At 73.0% G+C, this 14,871-nt stretch carries 14 protein-coding genes and 1 tRNA gene; 8 read left to right on the forward strand and 7 right to left on the reverse strand.

Features of this window, described 5'->3' with window-relative positions:
• Window positions 1–126: 126 nt before the first annotated feature.
• On the forward strand, window positions 127–402 hold the full coding sequence (locus ACJ6WD_RS16575) for a hypothetical protein (RefSeq protein ID WP_016574541.1): 276 nt from the start codon (window positions 127–129) through the stop codon (window positions 400–402).
• Between the two features lie 82 nt (window positions 403–484).
• Complete coding sequence (gene glmS / locus ACJ6WD_RS16580; protein ID WP_016574540.1) at window positions 485–2,314, forward strand: glutamine--fructose-6-phosphate transaminase (isomerizing); 1,830 nt, start codon at window positions 485–487, stop codon at window positions 2,312–2,314.
• 326 nt (window positions 2,315–2,640) lie between these two features.
• On the opposite strand, the gene ACJ6WD_RS16585 is transcribed toward glmS, so the two are convergent.
• Complete coding sequence (locus ACJ6WD_RS16585; protein WP_233657633.1) at window positions 2,641–3,162, reverse strand: universal stress protein; 522 nt, start codon at window positions 3,160–3,162, stop codon at window positions 2,641–2,643.
• Between the two features lie 1,024 nt (window positions 3,163–4,186).
• Between ACJ6WD_RS16585 and ACJ6WD_RS16590 the strand changes: the two genes are divergently transcribed.
• The 3 genes from ACJ6WD_RS16590 (at window position 4,187) to ACJ6WD_RS16600 (ending at window position 6,263) form a co-directional block, all read left to right on the forward strand.
• On the forward strand, window positions 4,187–5,455 hold the full coding sequence (locus ACJ6WD_RS16590) for a GlxA family transcriptional regulator (RefSeq protein WP_037634766.1): 1,269 nt from the start codon (window positions 4,187–4,189) through the stop codon (window positions 5,453–5,455).
• Between the two features lie 5 nt (window positions 5,456–5,460).
• On the forward strand, window positions 5,461–6,081 hold the full coding sequence (gene orn / locus ACJ6WD_RS16595) for an oligoribonuclease (RefSeq protein WP_407616040.1): 621 nt from the start codon (window positions 5,461–5,463) through the stop codon (window positions 6,079–6,081).
• 106 nt (window positions 6,082–6,187) lie between these two features.
• Window positions 6,188–6,263, forward strand: a tRNA-His gene (locus ACJ6WD_RS16600).
• 84 nt (window positions 6,264–6,347) lie between these two features.
• Here the strand turns inward: ACJ6WD_RS16600 and ACJ6WD_RS16605 are convergent.
• On the reverse strand, window positions 6,348–6,998 hold the full coding sequence (locus ACJ6WD_RS16605) for an NAD(P)-dependent oxidoreductase (protein WP_233657632.1): 651 nt from the start codon (window positions 6,996–6,998) through the stop codon (window positions 6,348–6,350).
• Between the two features lie 163 nt (window positions 6,999–7,161).
• Between ACJ6WD_RS16605 and ACJ6WD_RS16610 the strand changes: the two genes are divergently transcribed.
• Window positions 7,162–8,070 carry an AraC family transcriptional regulator gene (locus ACJ6WD_RS16610; RefSeq protein ID WP_233657631.1) on the forward strand — a complete coding sequence of 303 codons (909 nt, stop codon included), beginning with the start codon at window positions 7,162–7,164 and terminating at the stop codon, window positions 8,068–8,070.
• A 121-nt stretch (window positions 8,071–8,191) separates the two neighbouring features.
• Here the strand turns inward: ACJ6WD_RS16610 and ACJ6WD_RS16615 are convergent, their stop codons facing one another.
• From ACJ6WD_RS16615 to ACJ6WD_RS16625, 3 genes are all read right to left on the reverse strand, one after another.
• A complete protein-coding gene (locus tag ACJ6WD_RS16615; protein ID WP_407616041.1) occupies window positions 8,192–9,244 on the reverse strand; it encodes a chitinase in 1,053 nt (350 codons plus the stop codon).
• Between the two features lie 151 nt (window positions 9,245–9,395).
• Window positions 9,396–10,829: an ATP-binding protein gene (locus ACJ6WD_RS16620; RefSeq protein WP_407616042.1), complete on the reverse strand. Its 1,434-nt coding sequence runs from the start codon at window positions 10,827–10,829 to the stop codon at window positions 9,396–9,398.
• A gap of 43 nt (window positions 10,830–10,872) precedes the next feature.
• The gene (locus ACJ6WD_RS16625) at window positions 10,873–11,565 is read right to left on the reverse strand and encodes a response regulator transcription factor (protein ID WP_233657628.1); all 693 of its coding nucleotides are present in this window, start codon (window positions 11,563–11,565) and stop codon (window positions 10,873–10,875) included.
• A 109-nt stretch (window positions 11,566–11,674) separates the two neighbouring features.
• Here ACJ6WD_RS16625 and ACJ6WD_RS16630 point away from each other — a divergent pair, with 109 nt between their 5' ends.
• Entirely contained in the window at window positions 11,675–12,241 is a 567-nt protein-coding gene (locus ACJ6WD_RS16630) for a hypothetical protein (RefSeq protein WP_407616043.1), read from the forward strand.
• 30 nt (window positions 12,242–12,271) lie between these two features.
• On the opposite strand, the gene ACJ6WD_RS16635 is transcribed toward ACJ6WD_RS16630, so the two are convergent.
• Window positions 12,272–13,132: a fused MFS/spermidine synthase gene (locus tag ACJ6WD_RS16635; protein ID WP_331247102.1), complete on the reverse strand. Its 861-nt coding sequence runs from the start codon at window positions 13,130–13,132 to the stop codon at window positions 12,272–12,274.
• Between the two features lie 158 nt (window positions 13,133–13,290).
• Window positions 13,291–13,599, reverse strand: a complete 309-nt coding sequence (locus ACJ6WD_RS16640; RefSeq protein WP_016578451.1) for a chaplin — start codon at window positions 13,597–13,599, stop codon at window positions 13,291–13,293.
• Window positions 13,600–13,818: 219 nt separating this feature from the next.
• Between ACJ6WD_RS16640 and ACJ6WD_RS16645 the strand changes: the two genes are divergently transcribed.
• Window positions 13,819–14,853, forward strand: a complete 1,035-nt coding sequence (locus ACJ6WD_RS16645) for a hypothetical protein (protein ID WP_407616044.1) — start codon at window positions 13,819–13,821, stop codon at window positions 14,851–14,853.
• Window positions 14,854–14,871 lie beyond the last annotated feature (18 nt).

Genomic DNA, 14,871 nt, shown 5'->3' on the forward strand with positions numbered 1-14,871 from the left:
ACCATGCGTACCGTGTGCCCGGTGACCGGTCAAGGTGTAGACCAGTTTCCGGGCGCGTTCGGCACCAGCTGCCCGATATCGGGCAGATTTCTTGCGATTCTCCGCTCGGCCCCGCAATATCGACGGGTGCTCGAACGCCGTCCGTCCCACGAGGACCTCATCGACCATCTGGTCCGCAGCACGCCGCTCCAGCGCGGCGAGGCGGCCCGGGTGGTGCTGGACGTGCTGGCGTACTTCGACGAGAGCACGGAGGGGTTCGTCCGCCGCAGGCACCGCGAGCTGCAGTCCCAGGGGCTGCGGAACGAGGCGATCTTCGAACGGATCGCACACGAGCTGCCGCACCGCGCCGTGTCCCCACCGCCGCTCTCGCTGCGCCAGCTGCGCCGCCTGGTCTACGGCTGACGGCCGCGACGCAACCGGACCGCGGCCCCGGACGGGTCGAGGACGGCCGGGCACCCACCACGCCAACCAGAAGGGTCACCGTATGTGCGGGATCGTCGGATACATCGGCAAGCGCGACGTCGCTCCGCTGCTCCTTGAGGGCCTCCAGCGCCTGGAGTACCGCGGCTACGACTCGGCCGGCATCGCCATCCACGCCAAGGGCACCGGCAAGGCCGCGGGCGGTCTGAAGACCGCCAAGGCCAAGGGCCGGGTCCGGGAGCTGGAGTCCCGTCTGCCGAAGCGCTTCGCGGGCAGCACCGGCATCGCGCACACCCGCTGGGCCACCCACGGCGCCCCCACCGACGAGAACGCCCACCCGCACCTCGACACCGAGGGCAAGGTCGCCGTCGTCCACAACGGCATCATCGACAACGCCGCCGAGCTGCGCGCCCGGCTGACCGCCGACGGGGTGGAGTTCGCCTCCGAGACCGACACCGAGGTGCTGGCGCACCTGATCGGCCGCTCCGCCGCCCCGACGCTGGAGGAGAAGGTCCGCGAGGCCCTCCGCCACATCGAGGGCACCTACGGCATCGCCGTGCTGCACGCCGACTTCGCCGACCGCATCGTGGTCGCCCGCAACGGCTCCCCGGTCGTCCTGGGCATCGGCGAGCACGAGATGTTCGTCTCCTCCGACGTCGCCGCGCTGGTCTCGCACACCCGCCAGGTCGTCACCCTCGACGACGGCGAGATGGCCACCCTCAAGGCCGACGACTACCGCACGTACACCACCGAGGGCTCCCGCACCACGGCGACGCCGGAGACCGTCGAGTACGCGGCCGAGTCCTACGACCTGGGCGGCCACGACACGTACATGCACAAGGAGATCTCCGAGCAGGCGGAGGCGGTGGACCGGGCGCTGCGCGGCCGGATCGACGACCGCTTCTCCACCGTCCACCTCGGCGGCCTCAACCTCGACGCCCGCGAGGCGCGCGCGGTGCGCCGGGTGAAGATCCTGGGCTGCGGCACCTCGTACCACGCCGGCCAGATCGGCGCCCAGATGATCGAGGAGCTGGCCCGCATCCCCTCGGACGCCGAGCCGGCCTCCGAGTTCCGCTACCGCAACCCGGTCGTGGACCCCGACACCCTCTACGTCGCCGTCTCCCAGTCCGGTGAGACCTACGACGTGCTCGCCGCCGTCCAGGAGCTCAAGCGCAAGGGCGCCCGGGTGCTGGGCCTGGTGAACGTGGTCGGTTCGGCGATCGCCCGGGAGACCGACGGCGGCATCTACGTGCACGCCGGCCCCGAGGTGTGCGTGGTCTCCACCAAGTGCTTCACCAACATGGTGGTCTCCTTCGCGCTGCTCGCCCTGCACCTGGGCCGGATCCGCGACCTGTCCGTCGCGGACGGCAAGCGGATCATCGAGGGCCTGCGCAAGCTGCCCGGCCAGATCGACGAGATCCTCAAGGGCGAGGACGACATCAAGAAGCTCTCGGCGCTGTACGCCGACGCCAAGTCGATGATGTTCATCGGCCGGGTGCGCGGCTACCCGGTGGCCCGCGAGGCGTCCCTGAAGCTCAAGGAGGTCTCGTACATCCACGCCGAGGCGTACCCGGCCTCGGAGCTCAAGCACGGCCCGCTGGCGCTCATCGAGCCGGCGATGCCGACGGTCGCGATCGTGCCCGACGACGACCTGCTGGAGAAGAACCGCGCCGCGCTGGAGGAGATCAAGGCCCGCAGCGGCCGGATCCTCGCCGTCGCCCACCAGGAGCAGGAGAAGGCCGACCACACCATCGTGGTGCCGAAGAACGAGCCCGAGCTGGACCCGATCCTCATGGGCATCCCGCTCCAACTGCTCGCCTACCACACGGCGTTGGCCCTGGGCCGGGACATCGACAAGCCCCGCAACCTCGCCAAGTCGGTGACGGTGGAGTAGTCCGCACGACAAAGGCGCTGGCTCCGCGCGCGTGCCACCGTACGCGCGCGGAGCCGGCGCCTCCCCTTTTGCCGGCGTCGCCCATTACGCCGGCGGGATGCCGCCGCCCCGGGACCCGTCACTTCCCGACCGGCAGCACGTCGTCGTGACCGTTTTCTACCCGCCACCGGCGTGCGGCCAACCCTCGGACGGCAACCGGGCGCGCACCGCCCACAAATCCCCATGACGCCCCCTCAACTGTGGACGTGTCGCGGAGAGCCGATCAACGAGGGCCGCGCACAAGGGAGTTGGGTTCCGTCACGGACGGGACGGACGGTGCGTCGGTGTCAGGGAATGACCATGACCGGGCGCTGCGCGCGGCGGGCCAGCCGACCGGCCACCGAGCCGAAGATCCGGCCGACCAGGCCGTGCGTGGAGCCGACCACGATCGCGTCGGCCTCGTACTCCCGGCCGACCTCCTCCAGCTCGTGGCAGATGTCGCCGCCGCGCTCGACGAGGATCCAGGGCACCTCGGCGAGGTGGTCGGCGCAGGCGAGCTCCAGACCGAGCACCTCGGTGCGGTGGTCGGGGACGTCCACGAAGACCGGGGGCTCACAGCCCGCCCACACCGTCGTCGGCAGCCGGTTGGCCACGTGGACGATGATCAGGCCGGAGCCGTGGCGCCGCGCCATTCCGATTGCATACGCCAACGCGCGCTCGCTCGACATGGAGCCGTCGAAGCCGACCACGACGCCGTGCCGGAAGGCGGGATCGCAGGAGTGGTGCTTCTGTTCCACCGCTTCGAGGTCCGCCATCGGATCGGCGACCTGCTTGCGGTCCGCGGGTTCAGGGATTTCGTGACCGGCCATGGGTGTCTCGGCGAGAACGTCCTCTTGCGGAGGGGCGAACGGGGAACGGCGATTGACTTGATCCGGCAGTTGACCTGGGCGGCTCGATCAAGGAGCGAGAGCCATAGTTCAAAGAGGAACGATACGACTGGGAATCATCTTTCCAAGCCGATACCCCAAGAGTACGGCGCTACTCCTCTGCTGCCCAGAACGCCCGCGGGCCGCCGGCACGCCCCCACGGGGCGGTCCGGGGCCGCAAGCGTTCCCCGGAGCATGCCGGAGCGTGGCGCGGATGGCAATGCCCCGTCCTGCCCCCGTACGTACCCCCGGCGGCGCCCCGCGCGCCTCGGCAGCGCCGTCCGCGCCCCCGGCCGCGGTGATCCCCACCGCGCCGCCGCCGCACCGGAGATCACTCGACCCGGTGAGCGGCGTCGCGCCCCCGGAAGCGTCCGACCGCACCCCGGCGACCGACTCCTTGATCACCAAGCGGGTCTCGTCGCACCGGGTCGGGTCGCACCGGCACCGACCCGACCCGGGCGGCCGGCGGTCATCCCGAACCGTCACCCCCGCCCCGCCGGACGCGCCCGCCGAACGGTGCTTGACCCCCGAAACGCCAGATGGACATAAGCGAACACAATGGGACGTAAAGATAGGGGGGCGGACGCCTCTACAGGGGGCGTACGCCGGTCGTTTGGAGGCTCCGCAAGTCTGCGCACGACCGTTTTCAGCCAACTTCCGGCCCGTACCCACCCCTTGCCCTGGACCCCCCTCAACCCCGGCGTGAGCAGGGAGGAAAGGACCGCTGGGCATGGTTGTGCCCTACTGCGAACGGGCAGAGCCGAGACGCGCACTTCCCATGCAGGCCCGACGAGTGGAACGCTTCGTGATCGAATGCTTCGCGCCAAGTTGCCATATCGACATACCAGCGGGTGGTGAACTTGGCACTCCATCCTCACGGGACACAGTAGATTCGATCTTGGTCAGTGACGGCGGGGGAACTGTGCAGGACCGAGAGGGCGAGACGACCGAGGGGGGCTTAAGTGCCATGAGCCAGGACTCCGCTGCCGTACCAGATGCCGCACGCAAGCTCGCCGCCCGACGACGCCGCGAAATAGTCGCGGTGCTCCTCTTCAGCGGCGGCCCCATTTTCGAGAGCTCCATTCCGCTCTCGGTCTTCGGCATCGACCGCCAAGACGCCGGCGTTCCGAGGTACCGGCTACTTGTGTGCGCTGGCGAAGATGCGCCTTTGCGCACGACCGGGGGGCTCGAACTGTCAGCCCCCTACGGGCTGGAGGCGATTTCCCGCGCCGGGACGGTCGTCGTACCGGCCTGGCGTTCCATCACCCAGGCTCCGCCACCCGCGGCGCTCGACGCCCTGCGTCGCGCGCACGAGGAGGGGGCCAGGATCGTCGGGCTGTGCACGGGGGCGTTCGTCCTCGCCGCAGCCGGACTGCTCGACGGCCGACCGGCCACCACCCACTGGATGTACGCACCGACGCTCGCCAAGCGTTATCCGTCCGTCCACGTGGACCCGCGTGAGCTCTTCGTCGACGACGGCGACGTCCTCACGTCCGCGGGCACCGCGGCGGGCATCGACCTGTGCCTGCACATCGTCCGCACCGACCACGGCGCCGACGCGGCCAACGCGCTGGCCCGCCGGCTGGTGGTCCCGCCCCGGCGGACCGCGTCCGACCTCGGGCACCAGCGCTACCTGGACAGGTCGTTACCGGAGGAGATCGGCGCCGACCCGCTCGCCGAGGTCGTCGCCTGGGCGCTGGAGCACCTCCACGAGCAGTTCGACGTGGAGACGCTGGCGGCCCGCGCGTACATGAGCCGGCGCACCTTCGACCGGCGGTTCCGCTCCCTCACGGGCAGCGCGCCGCTCCAGTGGCTGATCACCCAGCGGGTCCTCCAGGCCCAGCGGCTGCTGGAGACCTCCGACTATTCGGTGGACGAGGTCGCCGGGCGCTGCGGGTTCCGCTCGCCGGTCGCGCTGCGCGGCCACTTCCGGCGGCAGCTGGGCGCCTCGCCCGCGGCCTACCGGGCGGCCTACCGCGCACGCCGGCCGCAGAGCGGCGCGCCCGAACCGGCCCTGCGTCCGGAGCGGGCCGAGCGTCCGGAGCGCGAGCGCGCGACGCTGGGCGGCGAGCGGTTCTCCGCCGCCGCACTCAGCGGCCACGCGCTGGCCGCCGAGGCGGTGGAGGCGGGCAAGCCACAGCCGGAGGGGTACGCCGCACGGCTGCCGGAGACCCCGGTCGGCCGGGGGGCCGGCCGCCCCGTGCTGCCCGGTCAGCGGGAGCGCCCCGTAGGGTGAGACGCATGAACGATCGCATGGTGTGGATCGACTGCGAGATGACCGGGCTCTCGCTGGCGAACGACGCGCTTATCGAGGTGGCCGCCCTGGTCACCGACTCGGAGCTGAACGTACTGGGTGACGGCATCGATGTGGTGATCCGTCCCCCGGCCGAGGCGCTGACCACCATGCCGGAGGTGGTGCGGCAGATGCACACCACCTCCGGGCTGCTGGCCGAGCTGGATGCCGGGACGACGCTGGAGGAGGCCGAGGCACAGGTGCTGGCTTACATCAAGCAGCACGTGCCGGAGCCGGGGAAGGCGCCGCTGTGCGGGAACTCCGTCGGCACCGACCGCGGCTTCCTGCTGCGCGACATGCCGACCCTGGAGAGCTACCTGCACTACCGGATCGTCGATGTGTCGTCCGTGAAGGAACTGGCCCGGCGCTGGTTCCCGCGGGCGTACTTCAACAGTCCGGACAAGAACGGCAACCACCGGGCGCTGGCCGACATCCGTGAATCCATCGCGGAGTTGCGCTACTACCGGGAGGCCGTGTTCGTCCCGCAGCCCGGGCCGGACTCGGAGACCGCGAAGGCCATCGCGGCCAAGTACAAGCTGCCCGCCGAACCGGAGGCGGCGGCACAGTGACGCAGCTCGCTCCCGGGGACGCGAAACCTGGGAGCGAGCACCCCTCCGGAGCCTGTACACTTTTTCTCAGCCGGTGGGGAAAAGGAACCACACAGCACCGGTCTTGGTGGGTATAGCTCAGCTGGTAGAGCACCTGGTTGTGGTCCAGGATGTCGCGGGTTCGAGTCCCGTTACTCACCCCAGCATCAAGGCCCCCGATCTTCGGATCGGGGGCCTTCGGTGTTTCCGGGTCAGCTGCCGCCGCCGGCACCGGCGGCGGCGAAAGCTCAGTAGCCGACGGTGTAGCGCTCGCCGACGTGGCGGGGCTCCTCGACCTCGTCGAGGACGGCCACCGCGTAGTCCTCGGCGGAGATCCTGCTGCTGCCGTCCGCGGCGACGATCAGGTCGTCGGTGGCGGTGCGGTAGCTGCCGGTGCGCTCGCCGGGGGCGATGGTGGCGGCCGGGCTGAGGTTGGTCCAGCTGACGTCGGAGACGGTGCGGTAGAAGTCCAGCGCGTCGCCGTGCGCGTGCATGATCTGCAGCAGCGGGACCGGCAGGCCCTCGGCGTCCCAGACCTGGGTGCCGTCGGGCTTGCGGAGCGAACCGGCGCCGCCGACCGTGATCAGGCGGGGCGCGTCGGCGCGCAGCCGCCGCACTCCCTCGACGAGCGCCTCGGCGGCCGGCCGGATGGTGGCGATGTGGCCGGCGCCGTCGCCGCCGCCGACCGCGCTGACCACCACGTCCTGTCCCTTGGCCACCTCGGTGACGGACTCCGAGTCGAGCGCGTCGCCGTAGACCACGGTGAGGGCCGGGTGGGTCACGGTGACCTTCGCGGGGTCGCGGACCACAGCGGTGACCTGGTGGCCGCGGCGCAGTGCCTCGTCGAGGATGCGGCTGCCGATGGTGCCGTTGGCCCCGAACAGAGCGATCTTGGACATGGTGGGTTCTCCCGGTGGTTCGGTGTGGGCTAGGTGTGCCCGGGGGTGGGGCGCGGGGTGGCGGCCTCCGTGGTGCGGATGCCGATTTCCGCCATCAGCCGTGCTGACGTCTCCTACGCTAGGGGTATCAACGGGAGATTCCGGGGTAGCGAGGCGACGGGTCATGGTGAAAAAGCGACAGGACCCCCTGGAGGATGGAGGGGAGATCCGCGAGGTGGCGTTCTCCGCGCCGGCCGGGCGGCCCGCCGGGGTGGAAGTGCTGACCCTCGCCGAGCTGCGCGAGCGCGCCGACGCCTGCCGGCTCTCGACGCCGCACCGGCCCGGTTTCCACCACCTGCTGGTCCTGGACCGGGGGCGCCTGGTGCACTGCGTCGACTTCCGCGAGCACCTCCTGACGCCCGGGGACCTGCTGTGGTCGCGGCCGGGGCAGGTGCAGCACTTCGGGGACCTGTCCGGGGCGGAGGGGCGACTGGTGCTCTTCGAGTCCGGGTTCGTCGACCCGGCGACCGCCGCCGCGGCCCGCATCGAGGACTGGTACGGGCCGGCGGTGCGGCGCCCCGAGGGCGCCGCGGCGCGGGCGCTGGACGAGGCACTGACGCAGTTGCACCGGGAGTTCGGGGCGCTGGGCGGGCTGCCGCTGGAGGTGCACCTGGAGGTGCTGCGGCACCTGCTCGCCGTCCTGGTGCTGCGGGCCGCGCACCCCGAGCGGACGGGGAGTCGTCAGGACGAGGGGACGTGCGAGGCGAGCGAGACGTACCTGCGGTTCCGGGACGCGGTGGAGCGGGGCTTCCCGCACAGCCGCCGGGTCGCCGACTACGCCCGGACGTTGGGCTACGCGCCGCGCACCCTGTCGCGGGCCACCGAGGCGGCGGCCGGGGTCGGCGCGAAGGAGTTCATCGACCGGCGGGTGGTGCTGGAGGCCAAACGGCTGCTGGCCCACGGCGACCAGCCGGCGTCGCGGATCGCGGACCGGCTGGGCTTCGCGGACGCCACCAACTTCAGCAAGTTCTTCCAGCGGCAGGCCGGGATCACGCCGATCGCGTTCCGGGCGGCCGTGCGGGGCGTCGACTGACCGGCGCCCGGCGTCGGGGCGGATCCGCGGACGAAGGGGGGCGGAGCGCAGCGGGTGGGGGGTGGGGCCGCTGCGCTCCGCCGGGGAGCGATCCGGGAGACGGACCCGGACCGGTGGGGGGTCAGCCGGTGTAGGCGCCCAGCGCCTTGGTGAAGGCGAGCGGGGCCTGGTCGACGGAGCTGCAGGTCGGCTGGGCGGAGTGGGACGCTCCGCCGGGGCAGGGCTGGTCGCGGATGGCGGACCACATGGACAGCCAGGCCAGGTGCTTGCTCCGGGCGAACGTCACCAGGGCGGCGGCGTCGGCGGGCGTGAAGACCTCGCCCTGGACGTCGTTGACGCCGATCATCGGGGTGACGGCGACGGTCTTCCAGGCGTCCGCGTCGCTCCGGCCGAGCGCCTTCTTCACCTGGGCCTGGGTGGCGGTGGCGGCCTGGGTCGCGTAGGTGCCCATGTTGCCGTGGTAGGAGGAGCCGTAGTCCATCGCCATGATGTTGACGGCGGAGACCTGCACGCCGTTCTGCTTGGCGTTGCTCAGCAGGTTGACGCCGTCCTGGGTGAGGCCCTCGGGCATCACCGGCAGGGTGAACGAGACGTCCAGGCCCGGGTGCTGCTTCTGGAGTTGGGCGATGGCCTGGGCGCGGCGGGTGTTGGCGGCGGTGTCGGGGAGCGCGCCGCCCTCGATGTCGAAGTCGACCGCGGTGAGCTTGAACTGGTCGACGGCCTTGCCGTAGGCGGCGGCCAGTTCGGACGCGGAGGAGCAGGCGGCGGCGAGTTCGGTGCCGTTGGCGCCGCCGAAGGAGACCCGGACGTCGCCGCCGGCCTTGCGCAGCGCCGGTATCTGCCGCGCGACCGCGTCGCCCGCGAGGTCGCCGGCGCCGCCCCACTTGGGGACGCAGCCGCCGCCGGAGGTGAGGAAGGCGAGGGTGAAGTGCTTCACCCCGGTCTTCTGCGCGGTGCCGGTCAGGTCGTAGGCCGGGGTGAGGGAGGTGTCGACGTAGGGGGTGAAGCCGGCCGCCGCGGCCTTGGGGGCGGCGGGGGCGGGCCGCGGGGCCTTGGTGGCCATCGCGGAGCCCGCGACGGTCAACCCGCCGCCGACCGCCAGCGCGCCCGCCGCGGCCGCGCCGATCAGCTTGGTCGTGCGGCTCGTCCGGCGCCGGTGTGCCGAGGAACTCATCTCGTGCCTGCCTGTCGTCACATGGGGTGGGGGGACGCACCCGTGGGGGGAGGTGCGCCCCGCACGCTAGCGGCAGCGAAACGGACAAATGCCGGGTTCCGTACGGAGGTTGGCGGAATTATGGCCGCCTTAAGGAAGCGGAAGGGGCCGGTTAAGAGCCGGCGCCCGACACGGCGCCGCGGGCCGCCCGCCGACCCCGGCGGCCGACCGCCCCGCCGCCGATCCGACGGCGCAGCCGGTGCCCGCGGCGGGCGCCGGGGTGGGGGCGCCGCCCGTCCAGCGCCAGCCAGACCCGGATCTCGGTGCCGCCCAGTACGGAACGGCCGATCCGGACGTCGCCGCCGGTGGCCTCGGCCAGTTGGCGGACGATGTCGAGGCCGAGGCCGGTGGACCCGTCGCCCCCGCCGCCGTGGCCCCGGCGCAGCGCGGCGGCCGGGTCGGCGATGCCCGCCCCGGCGTCCGAGACCAGCACGATCACCGCGTCGTCGGCGTTGTGCACGTCGACGGCGAAGGCGGTGCCCTCGGGCGTGTGCCGGAAGACGTTGCCGAGCATCGCGTCCAGGGCGGCGGCCAGGTCGGGGCGGGCGACCGGCACCCGCACCGGACGGTCCACGCCGGCGACCCGGGCGGTGCGGCCCTCGTCCTCCGCCAGCGCCGACCAGAAGTCCATCCGCTCGCGGATCACTTCGGCCGCGTCGCAGCCGGCCGCGGCGGCGACCTGGACGGTGTGCTCCCGTTGGGCGCGGGCGGTGCGGATGATCTGGTCGACCTCGCGCTCCAGTTGTTCGACCGCGGCCCGGGTCTGCTCGGCGGCCGGACCGTCGCCGAGCGAGGCGGCGTTGAGGCGGAGCACGGTCAGCGGGGTGCGCAGCCGGTGCGAGAGGTCGGCGGCCAGCTCGCGTTCGTGGGCGAGGAGTTGGACGACCTGGTCGGCCATGGAGTTGAACGCGCTGGCCGCCGAGCGCAGTTCCTTCGGACCGTCCTCCTGGACGCGGACGCCGAGGTCGCCGCGGCCCAGGTCGTGGGCGGCGGCGGACAGCCGCTCGGCCGGCCGCACCATCCGGGTGCCGAGCCGGTCGGCGACCGCGACCGAGCCGATGACCAGCGCCAGCCCGACGCCGGCCAGCACCGCCCAGGAGGTGGCCACCCCGTTGGTCAGCGCGTCATCGGGGACGTAGACCTCGACGACCGCGATGCCGGAGGCGACCGCGGTGGGCTGGAGCAGCGAAGTGCCGCCGGAGACCTGGGCGGTGGAGGCCCGGCCGAGCCGGATCGCGGCGGCGACGTCGGCGGGGGCGGCCCGGCGGGCGCCGATCTCGGCCGGGTCGCCGCCCTTGCCGGCGGCCGGGACGTGGATGCCGATCCGGCCGCCGGGACCGGTCTCGGCACTGGCCAGCGCCCGTTCGAGTTGGGTGCGGTCGGTGGTGATCGCGAGGACCGGGCCGAGGGCGGCGGCCTGCCGTTCGGCGCCGCCGTAGGCGCGGTCGGAGGCCATCTCCTTGACCACCAGCCCCAGGGGCACCGCGAACGCGACCACGACCATCGTGGTGACCGCCAGGGCCACCTTGACCAGGGCCCACCTCACGGCGTCCGCCCCGCGGCCGCCCGGTCCGCGCCGCGGGCGGCGCTCACCGCGGCGGCTCCAGCTTCACGCCGACGCCGCGCAGGGTGTGCAGGTAGCGGGGCCGGGCCGCGGTCTCGCCCAGTTTGCGGCGCAGCCAGGACAGGTGGACGTCGATGGTCTGGTCGTCGCCGTAGGACTGCTGCCACACCTCGGCGAGGAGTTCCTTGCGGGGCACGACCACGCCGGGGCGCTGGGCGAGGAAGGCCAACAGGTCGAACTCCCGGCGGGTGAGGTCCAGTGCGCTGCCGTCGAGCGCGGCCCGGCGGCGCAGCGGGTCGATGGACAGCCCGCCGACCCGGATCACTCGTGAGGGCGGTTCTGCGCCGGGGGCCGCGCCCCGGGACCGGCGCAACACGGCGGCCATCCGCGCCGAGAGGTGCTCGACCGAGAAGGGCTTGGTGAGGTAGTCGTCGGCGCCGTCGTTGAGCAGCCGGACGATCTCCGCCTCGTCGTCCCGCGCGGTGGCGATGATCACCGGGACGTCGGTGATGCCGCGCAGCATCTTCAGCGCCTCGCCGCCGTCCAGGTCGGGCAGCCCCAGGTCGAGGACGACCAGGTCGAAGCCGACCTGCGCGACCTCGCGCAACGCTTCCAGGGCGGTACCGACGCTGCGCACCGCGTGGCCGGCCTCGGTCAGGTGCCGGATGAGCGCGGAACGTACGAACTGGTCGTCCTCGACCACGAGCACTCGTGCCATGGGCCGCACCGTACGCCATACGGGCGAGTTTCCTTATGCGAGGTTGACACGCGAACGCCGCCCCACCCGGCAACGGGCAGGCGGCAACCGGTGCGGCGGGTGGGGCAAGATGAGGCAGATGCAACGAGGTCTGGTTCATGCGGCGGCCTGGACGCTGGCGACCGGCGCCGCGGTCGCCCTGTCGTGGTTCGGCGTGCACACCGTGCTGGCCGGCACCGTCTACGACGCACCGCGGGCGCTGCCCCTGTCCGACCAGGTGGACGCCTCGGCCCTGCCGCAGGTCTCCTCGACCCACCGGCCCAAGCCGTCCACCCCGGCCACCGCGAGCCCGTCCTCCTCCCCCGCCGACGACCGGCCGGCGCGGACCGCCGCACCGTCCCGCACCGCCGGCAGCCCCACGCCGTCCCCGCAGGTCGGCGCGGGCGGCGGTACGTCGCCGGCCACCGGCGGGCGGGTCCGCAGCTACGCGACCTCGGGCGGGCGGGTGGTGCTCTCCCTGGGCTCCGATGCCGCCGAGTTGGTGTCGGCGACCCCCAACGCGGGCTGGGAGATGCAGGTGTGGAAGCAGGACCAGTGGCTCCGGGTCGACTTCACCGGCGGCGGCGCGCGCACCTCGGTGATCTGCACCTGGAACGGCCATCCGCCGATCGTGGAGACCAGCAACCACGCGTCGTAGCACGGGGGTTGGCGCCCGCCGCGGGCTTCCTCAGGTGAAGACGCCGGCGGGCGGGGACGGGGAGGCGACCGCGGTGGCGTCGGTGACCGGGGCGGCGCCGCCGGTGAAGTCCAGCAGCGCCCGGCCGTGTTCGACCCGGCCGGCGTGCGGGTCGCCGGCCGCCCGTCGGGTCAGCTCGGCGAGCGGCAGCGTGCGGTCCGCGGCGAGCAGCACGGCGTTGCCGAACCGCTTGCCGCGCAGCACGGCCGGCTCGGCGGTCAGCGCCAGTTCGGGGAAGACGGTGTGGACGGTGGCGATCTGTCCGCGCAGGAAGGCCAGCGGGGGCCCGTCGGCGAGGTTGGCCGCGTAGTAACCGCCGGGTCGCAGCACCCGGCGCACCTCGGCCGCCCATTCGACGCTGGTCAGGTGTGCCGGGGTGCGGGCCCCGGCGAAGACGTCGGCGATGACCAGGTCCGCCCAGTCGTCCTGGATCTTGGCGAGCCCGGCGCGGGCGTCCGCGCCGCGCACCCGGATGCGCCAGGCGCTTTCCCACGGCAGGTGTTCCCGGACGAGTTGGACCAGGGGGGCGTCGATCTCCACGACCTGCTGAGTGGACCGCGGCCGGGTCGCGGCGACGTAGCGCGGCAGGGTCAGGGCGCCGCCGCCGAGGTGGACGACGCGCAGCGGGGCACCGGGCGGGCCGGCCAGGTCGGCGACGTGACCGAGCCGCCGCTGGTAGGAGAACTCCAGGTGCGACGGGTCGGCGAGGTCGACGTGGGACTGCGGGGCCCCGTCGATCAGCAGCGTCCAGCCGTGCGGCCGGTCCCGGTCGGGGCGTAGTTCCGCGACCCCGCCGCCGACCGTCGCGGTGACGGTTTCCGGGCCGCCGCGCCCGCGCCTGCTTCGTGCCATGCCTTCCAGTATGGCGTGCCGCCGTGCGGCGGTATCCGCTGGTCAGGGCCAGTGCGGAAGCCGGGGCGGCGGACCGCCCAGCGGCCGGGGCCGTGGGCAGTCCGCCTGAGGTGCCGCGTCCCGACCCGGTCCGCAGGTCCCGGCGGACCGGTGCCGGATCACTTGTTGACGCAGATGTTCCCGAACCCCGGGTTCAGCAGGGAGAGCACGTTGACGGTGTTCCCGCACACGTTGATCGGGATGCTGATCGGCACCTGGATGACGTTGCCGCTGAGGACGCCCGGCGAGCGGACGGCGATGCCCTTGGCGTGGGCACCGCCTCGGCCGTGGCCCTCGTCGAAACGACCGTGGTGGTGCCGACCCTGACGGCCGTGGTGCCCACCGTCAGCGGAGGCGATACCCGCGCCACCCAGGACAAGCGCCGAGGTGACCGCGGCCAGCGCGGCGGTCTTGGCGAACCGCTTCATTCCATTCTCCTCTCAGTTTACGAATGGGGCATCGGACACAACGAACAATATGGACCGGGGATGCGGGCGTTACCACTTAAGCGGATTCATTAGCCTGTCTGGCTGGTATTCGTCTGATCGAAAACCAGGAAGGTGCCGCGGCGCGCCTGCCGCGATTTCCAGCATGATTTCTGCCAGAGTGCTCTCCTGTTTGACTGATTTGCAGCCGGGGAGGACGTCATGCCGAAGTCGCTGGACCGCACCGGGCGCGGCGCCGTGGGCGCCCTCGCGGCCCTGGTCCTGTCGGCCGCACTGACGTCGGCGACGACGGCGGCGCCCCGGGGGCCCGGGGAATCCGCCCGGATTCCTTTCGCGGAGCGCTTCCACACCACCGGGCACGGCGGGATCGCGCGGATCACCCAGACGATGGCGGCCTGCCGGCCGGCGGCGCGCGGGCCGGCCGCAGCGGCCGGCCCGTCCTGCTCCGCGCCCCGGCGCACCGACCGCGCCCGGCTGCGGCTGCCGGCCGGCTCCCGGGTGCGCTACGCGCGGCTGTACTGGGGCGGCGACCTGCGAGGCGGCGGGCCCGCGGCGGCCCGGGACGCCGGGCAGGTGCTGCTCGCCGGGCCCCGCGGCCGTTACGAGGCGGTGCGCGCGGAGGGCCCCCTCGGGCGCCGCAGCACCGGCCGGACCGACGACTACCAGGCGTCCGCCGACGTCACGCCGCTGGTGCGGCAGGGCGGCGCGGGCCCGTACGCGGTGGCCCGGCCGGCCCCCGGGCACCGGCGGGCGCGGGGCACGGGGCGGGCCGGCTGGGCACTGGTCGTCGCCTACGAGAACCCTCGGGAGCCGCTGCGGCGGCTGGCCCTGTGGGACGGCTTCGAACCGCTGGGCGGGCGCCGGCGGGCGTTCGCGGTGGAACTGGCCGGGCTGCACCTGCCGGCGCGGGCGCACGGGCGGGTCGGGGTCGTCGACTACCACGGAACCCGCCGGCACCGCCGCACACTCTCCGCCCAGGCCGGTCGCATTACTCCGGTCGCGCTCCACGATTCCGTCGATCAGCCGAACGGCACGAAGAATTCGGCCGATCCGAATTCCGGTCGGCGGGCGTCCGGGGCATCCGTTAACCGCAGCAACCGTGGTTTTTCTTCAGAGGTCTTGGACCTGACGCCGGCGCTCCGGTCCGGGGGCGATCGGCTGACATTCCGCTTCACCACCCGAAAGGCGGGATATCTGCTCGGGGCGCTCTTCGTCCAGGCCGATCTGCGGCGCTGAACGACGGGCCCGGGCAAT

The sequence above is a fragment of the Streptomyces sp. VTCC 41912 genome (assembly GCF_045799175.1).
Classification (GTDB): domain Bacteria; phylum Actinomycetota; class Actinomycetes; order Streptomycetales; family Streptomycetaceae; genus Streptomyces; species Streptomyces albulus_C.

What these genes read in the sequence shown, in the direction of transcription:
- orn (WP_407616040.1), top strand. Translation starts at nt 5,461, where the DNA reads ATGAACGATCGCATGGTGTGGATCGACTGCGAGATGACCGGGCTCTCG.
- ACJ6WD_RS16605 (WP_233657632.1), bottom strand. Translation starts at nt 6,998, where the DNA reads ATGTCCAAGATCGCTCTGTTCGGGGCCAACGGCACCATCGGCAGCCGC.
- ACJ6WD_RS16640 (WP_016578451.1), bottom strand. Translation starts at nt 13,599, where the DNA reads ATGAAGCGGTTCGCCAAGACCGCCGCGCTGGCCGCGGTCACCTCGGCG.
- ACJ6WD_RS16615 (WP_407616041.1), bottom strand. Translation starts at nt 9,244, where the DNA reads ATGAGTTCCTCGGCACACCGGCGCCGGACGAGCCGCACGACCAAGCTG.
- ACJ6WD_RS16645 (WP_407616044.1), top strand. Translation starts at nt 13,819, where the DNA reads ATGCCGAAGTCGCTGGACCGCACCGGGCGCGGCGCCGTGGGCGCCCTC.
- ACJ6WD_RS16590 (WP_037634766.1), top strand. Translation starts at nt 4,187, where the DNA reads ATGAGCCAGGACTCCGCTGCCGTACCAGATGCCGCACGCAAGCTCGCC.
- ACJ6WD_RS16630 (WP_407616043.1), top strand. Translation starts at nt 11,675, where the DNA reads ATGAGGCAGATGCAACGAGGTCTGGTTCATGCGGCGGCCTGGACGCTG.
- ACJ6WD_RS16610 (WP_233657631.1), top strand. Translation starts at nt 7,162, where the DNA reads ATGGTGAAAAAGCGACAGGACCCCCTGGAGGATGGAGGGGAGATCCGC.
- glmS (WP_016574540.1), top strand. Translation starts at nt 485, where the DNA reads ATGTGCGGGATCGTCGGATACATCGGCAAGCGCGACGTCGCTCCGCTG.
- ACJ6WD_RS16635 (WP_331247102.1), bottom strand. Translation starts at nt 13,132, where the DNA reads ATGGCACGAAGCAGGCGCGGGCGCGGCGGCCCGGAAACCGTCACCGCG.
- ACJ6WD_RS16625 (WP_233657628.1), bottom strand. Translation starts at nt 11,565, where the DNA reads ATGGCACGAGTGCTCGTGGTCGAGGACGACCAGTTCGTACGTTCCGCG.
- ACJ6WD_RS16585 (WP_233657633.1), bottom strand. Translation starts at nt 3,162, where the DNA reads ATGGCCGGTCACGAAATCCCTGAACCCGCGGACCGCAAGCAGGTCGCC.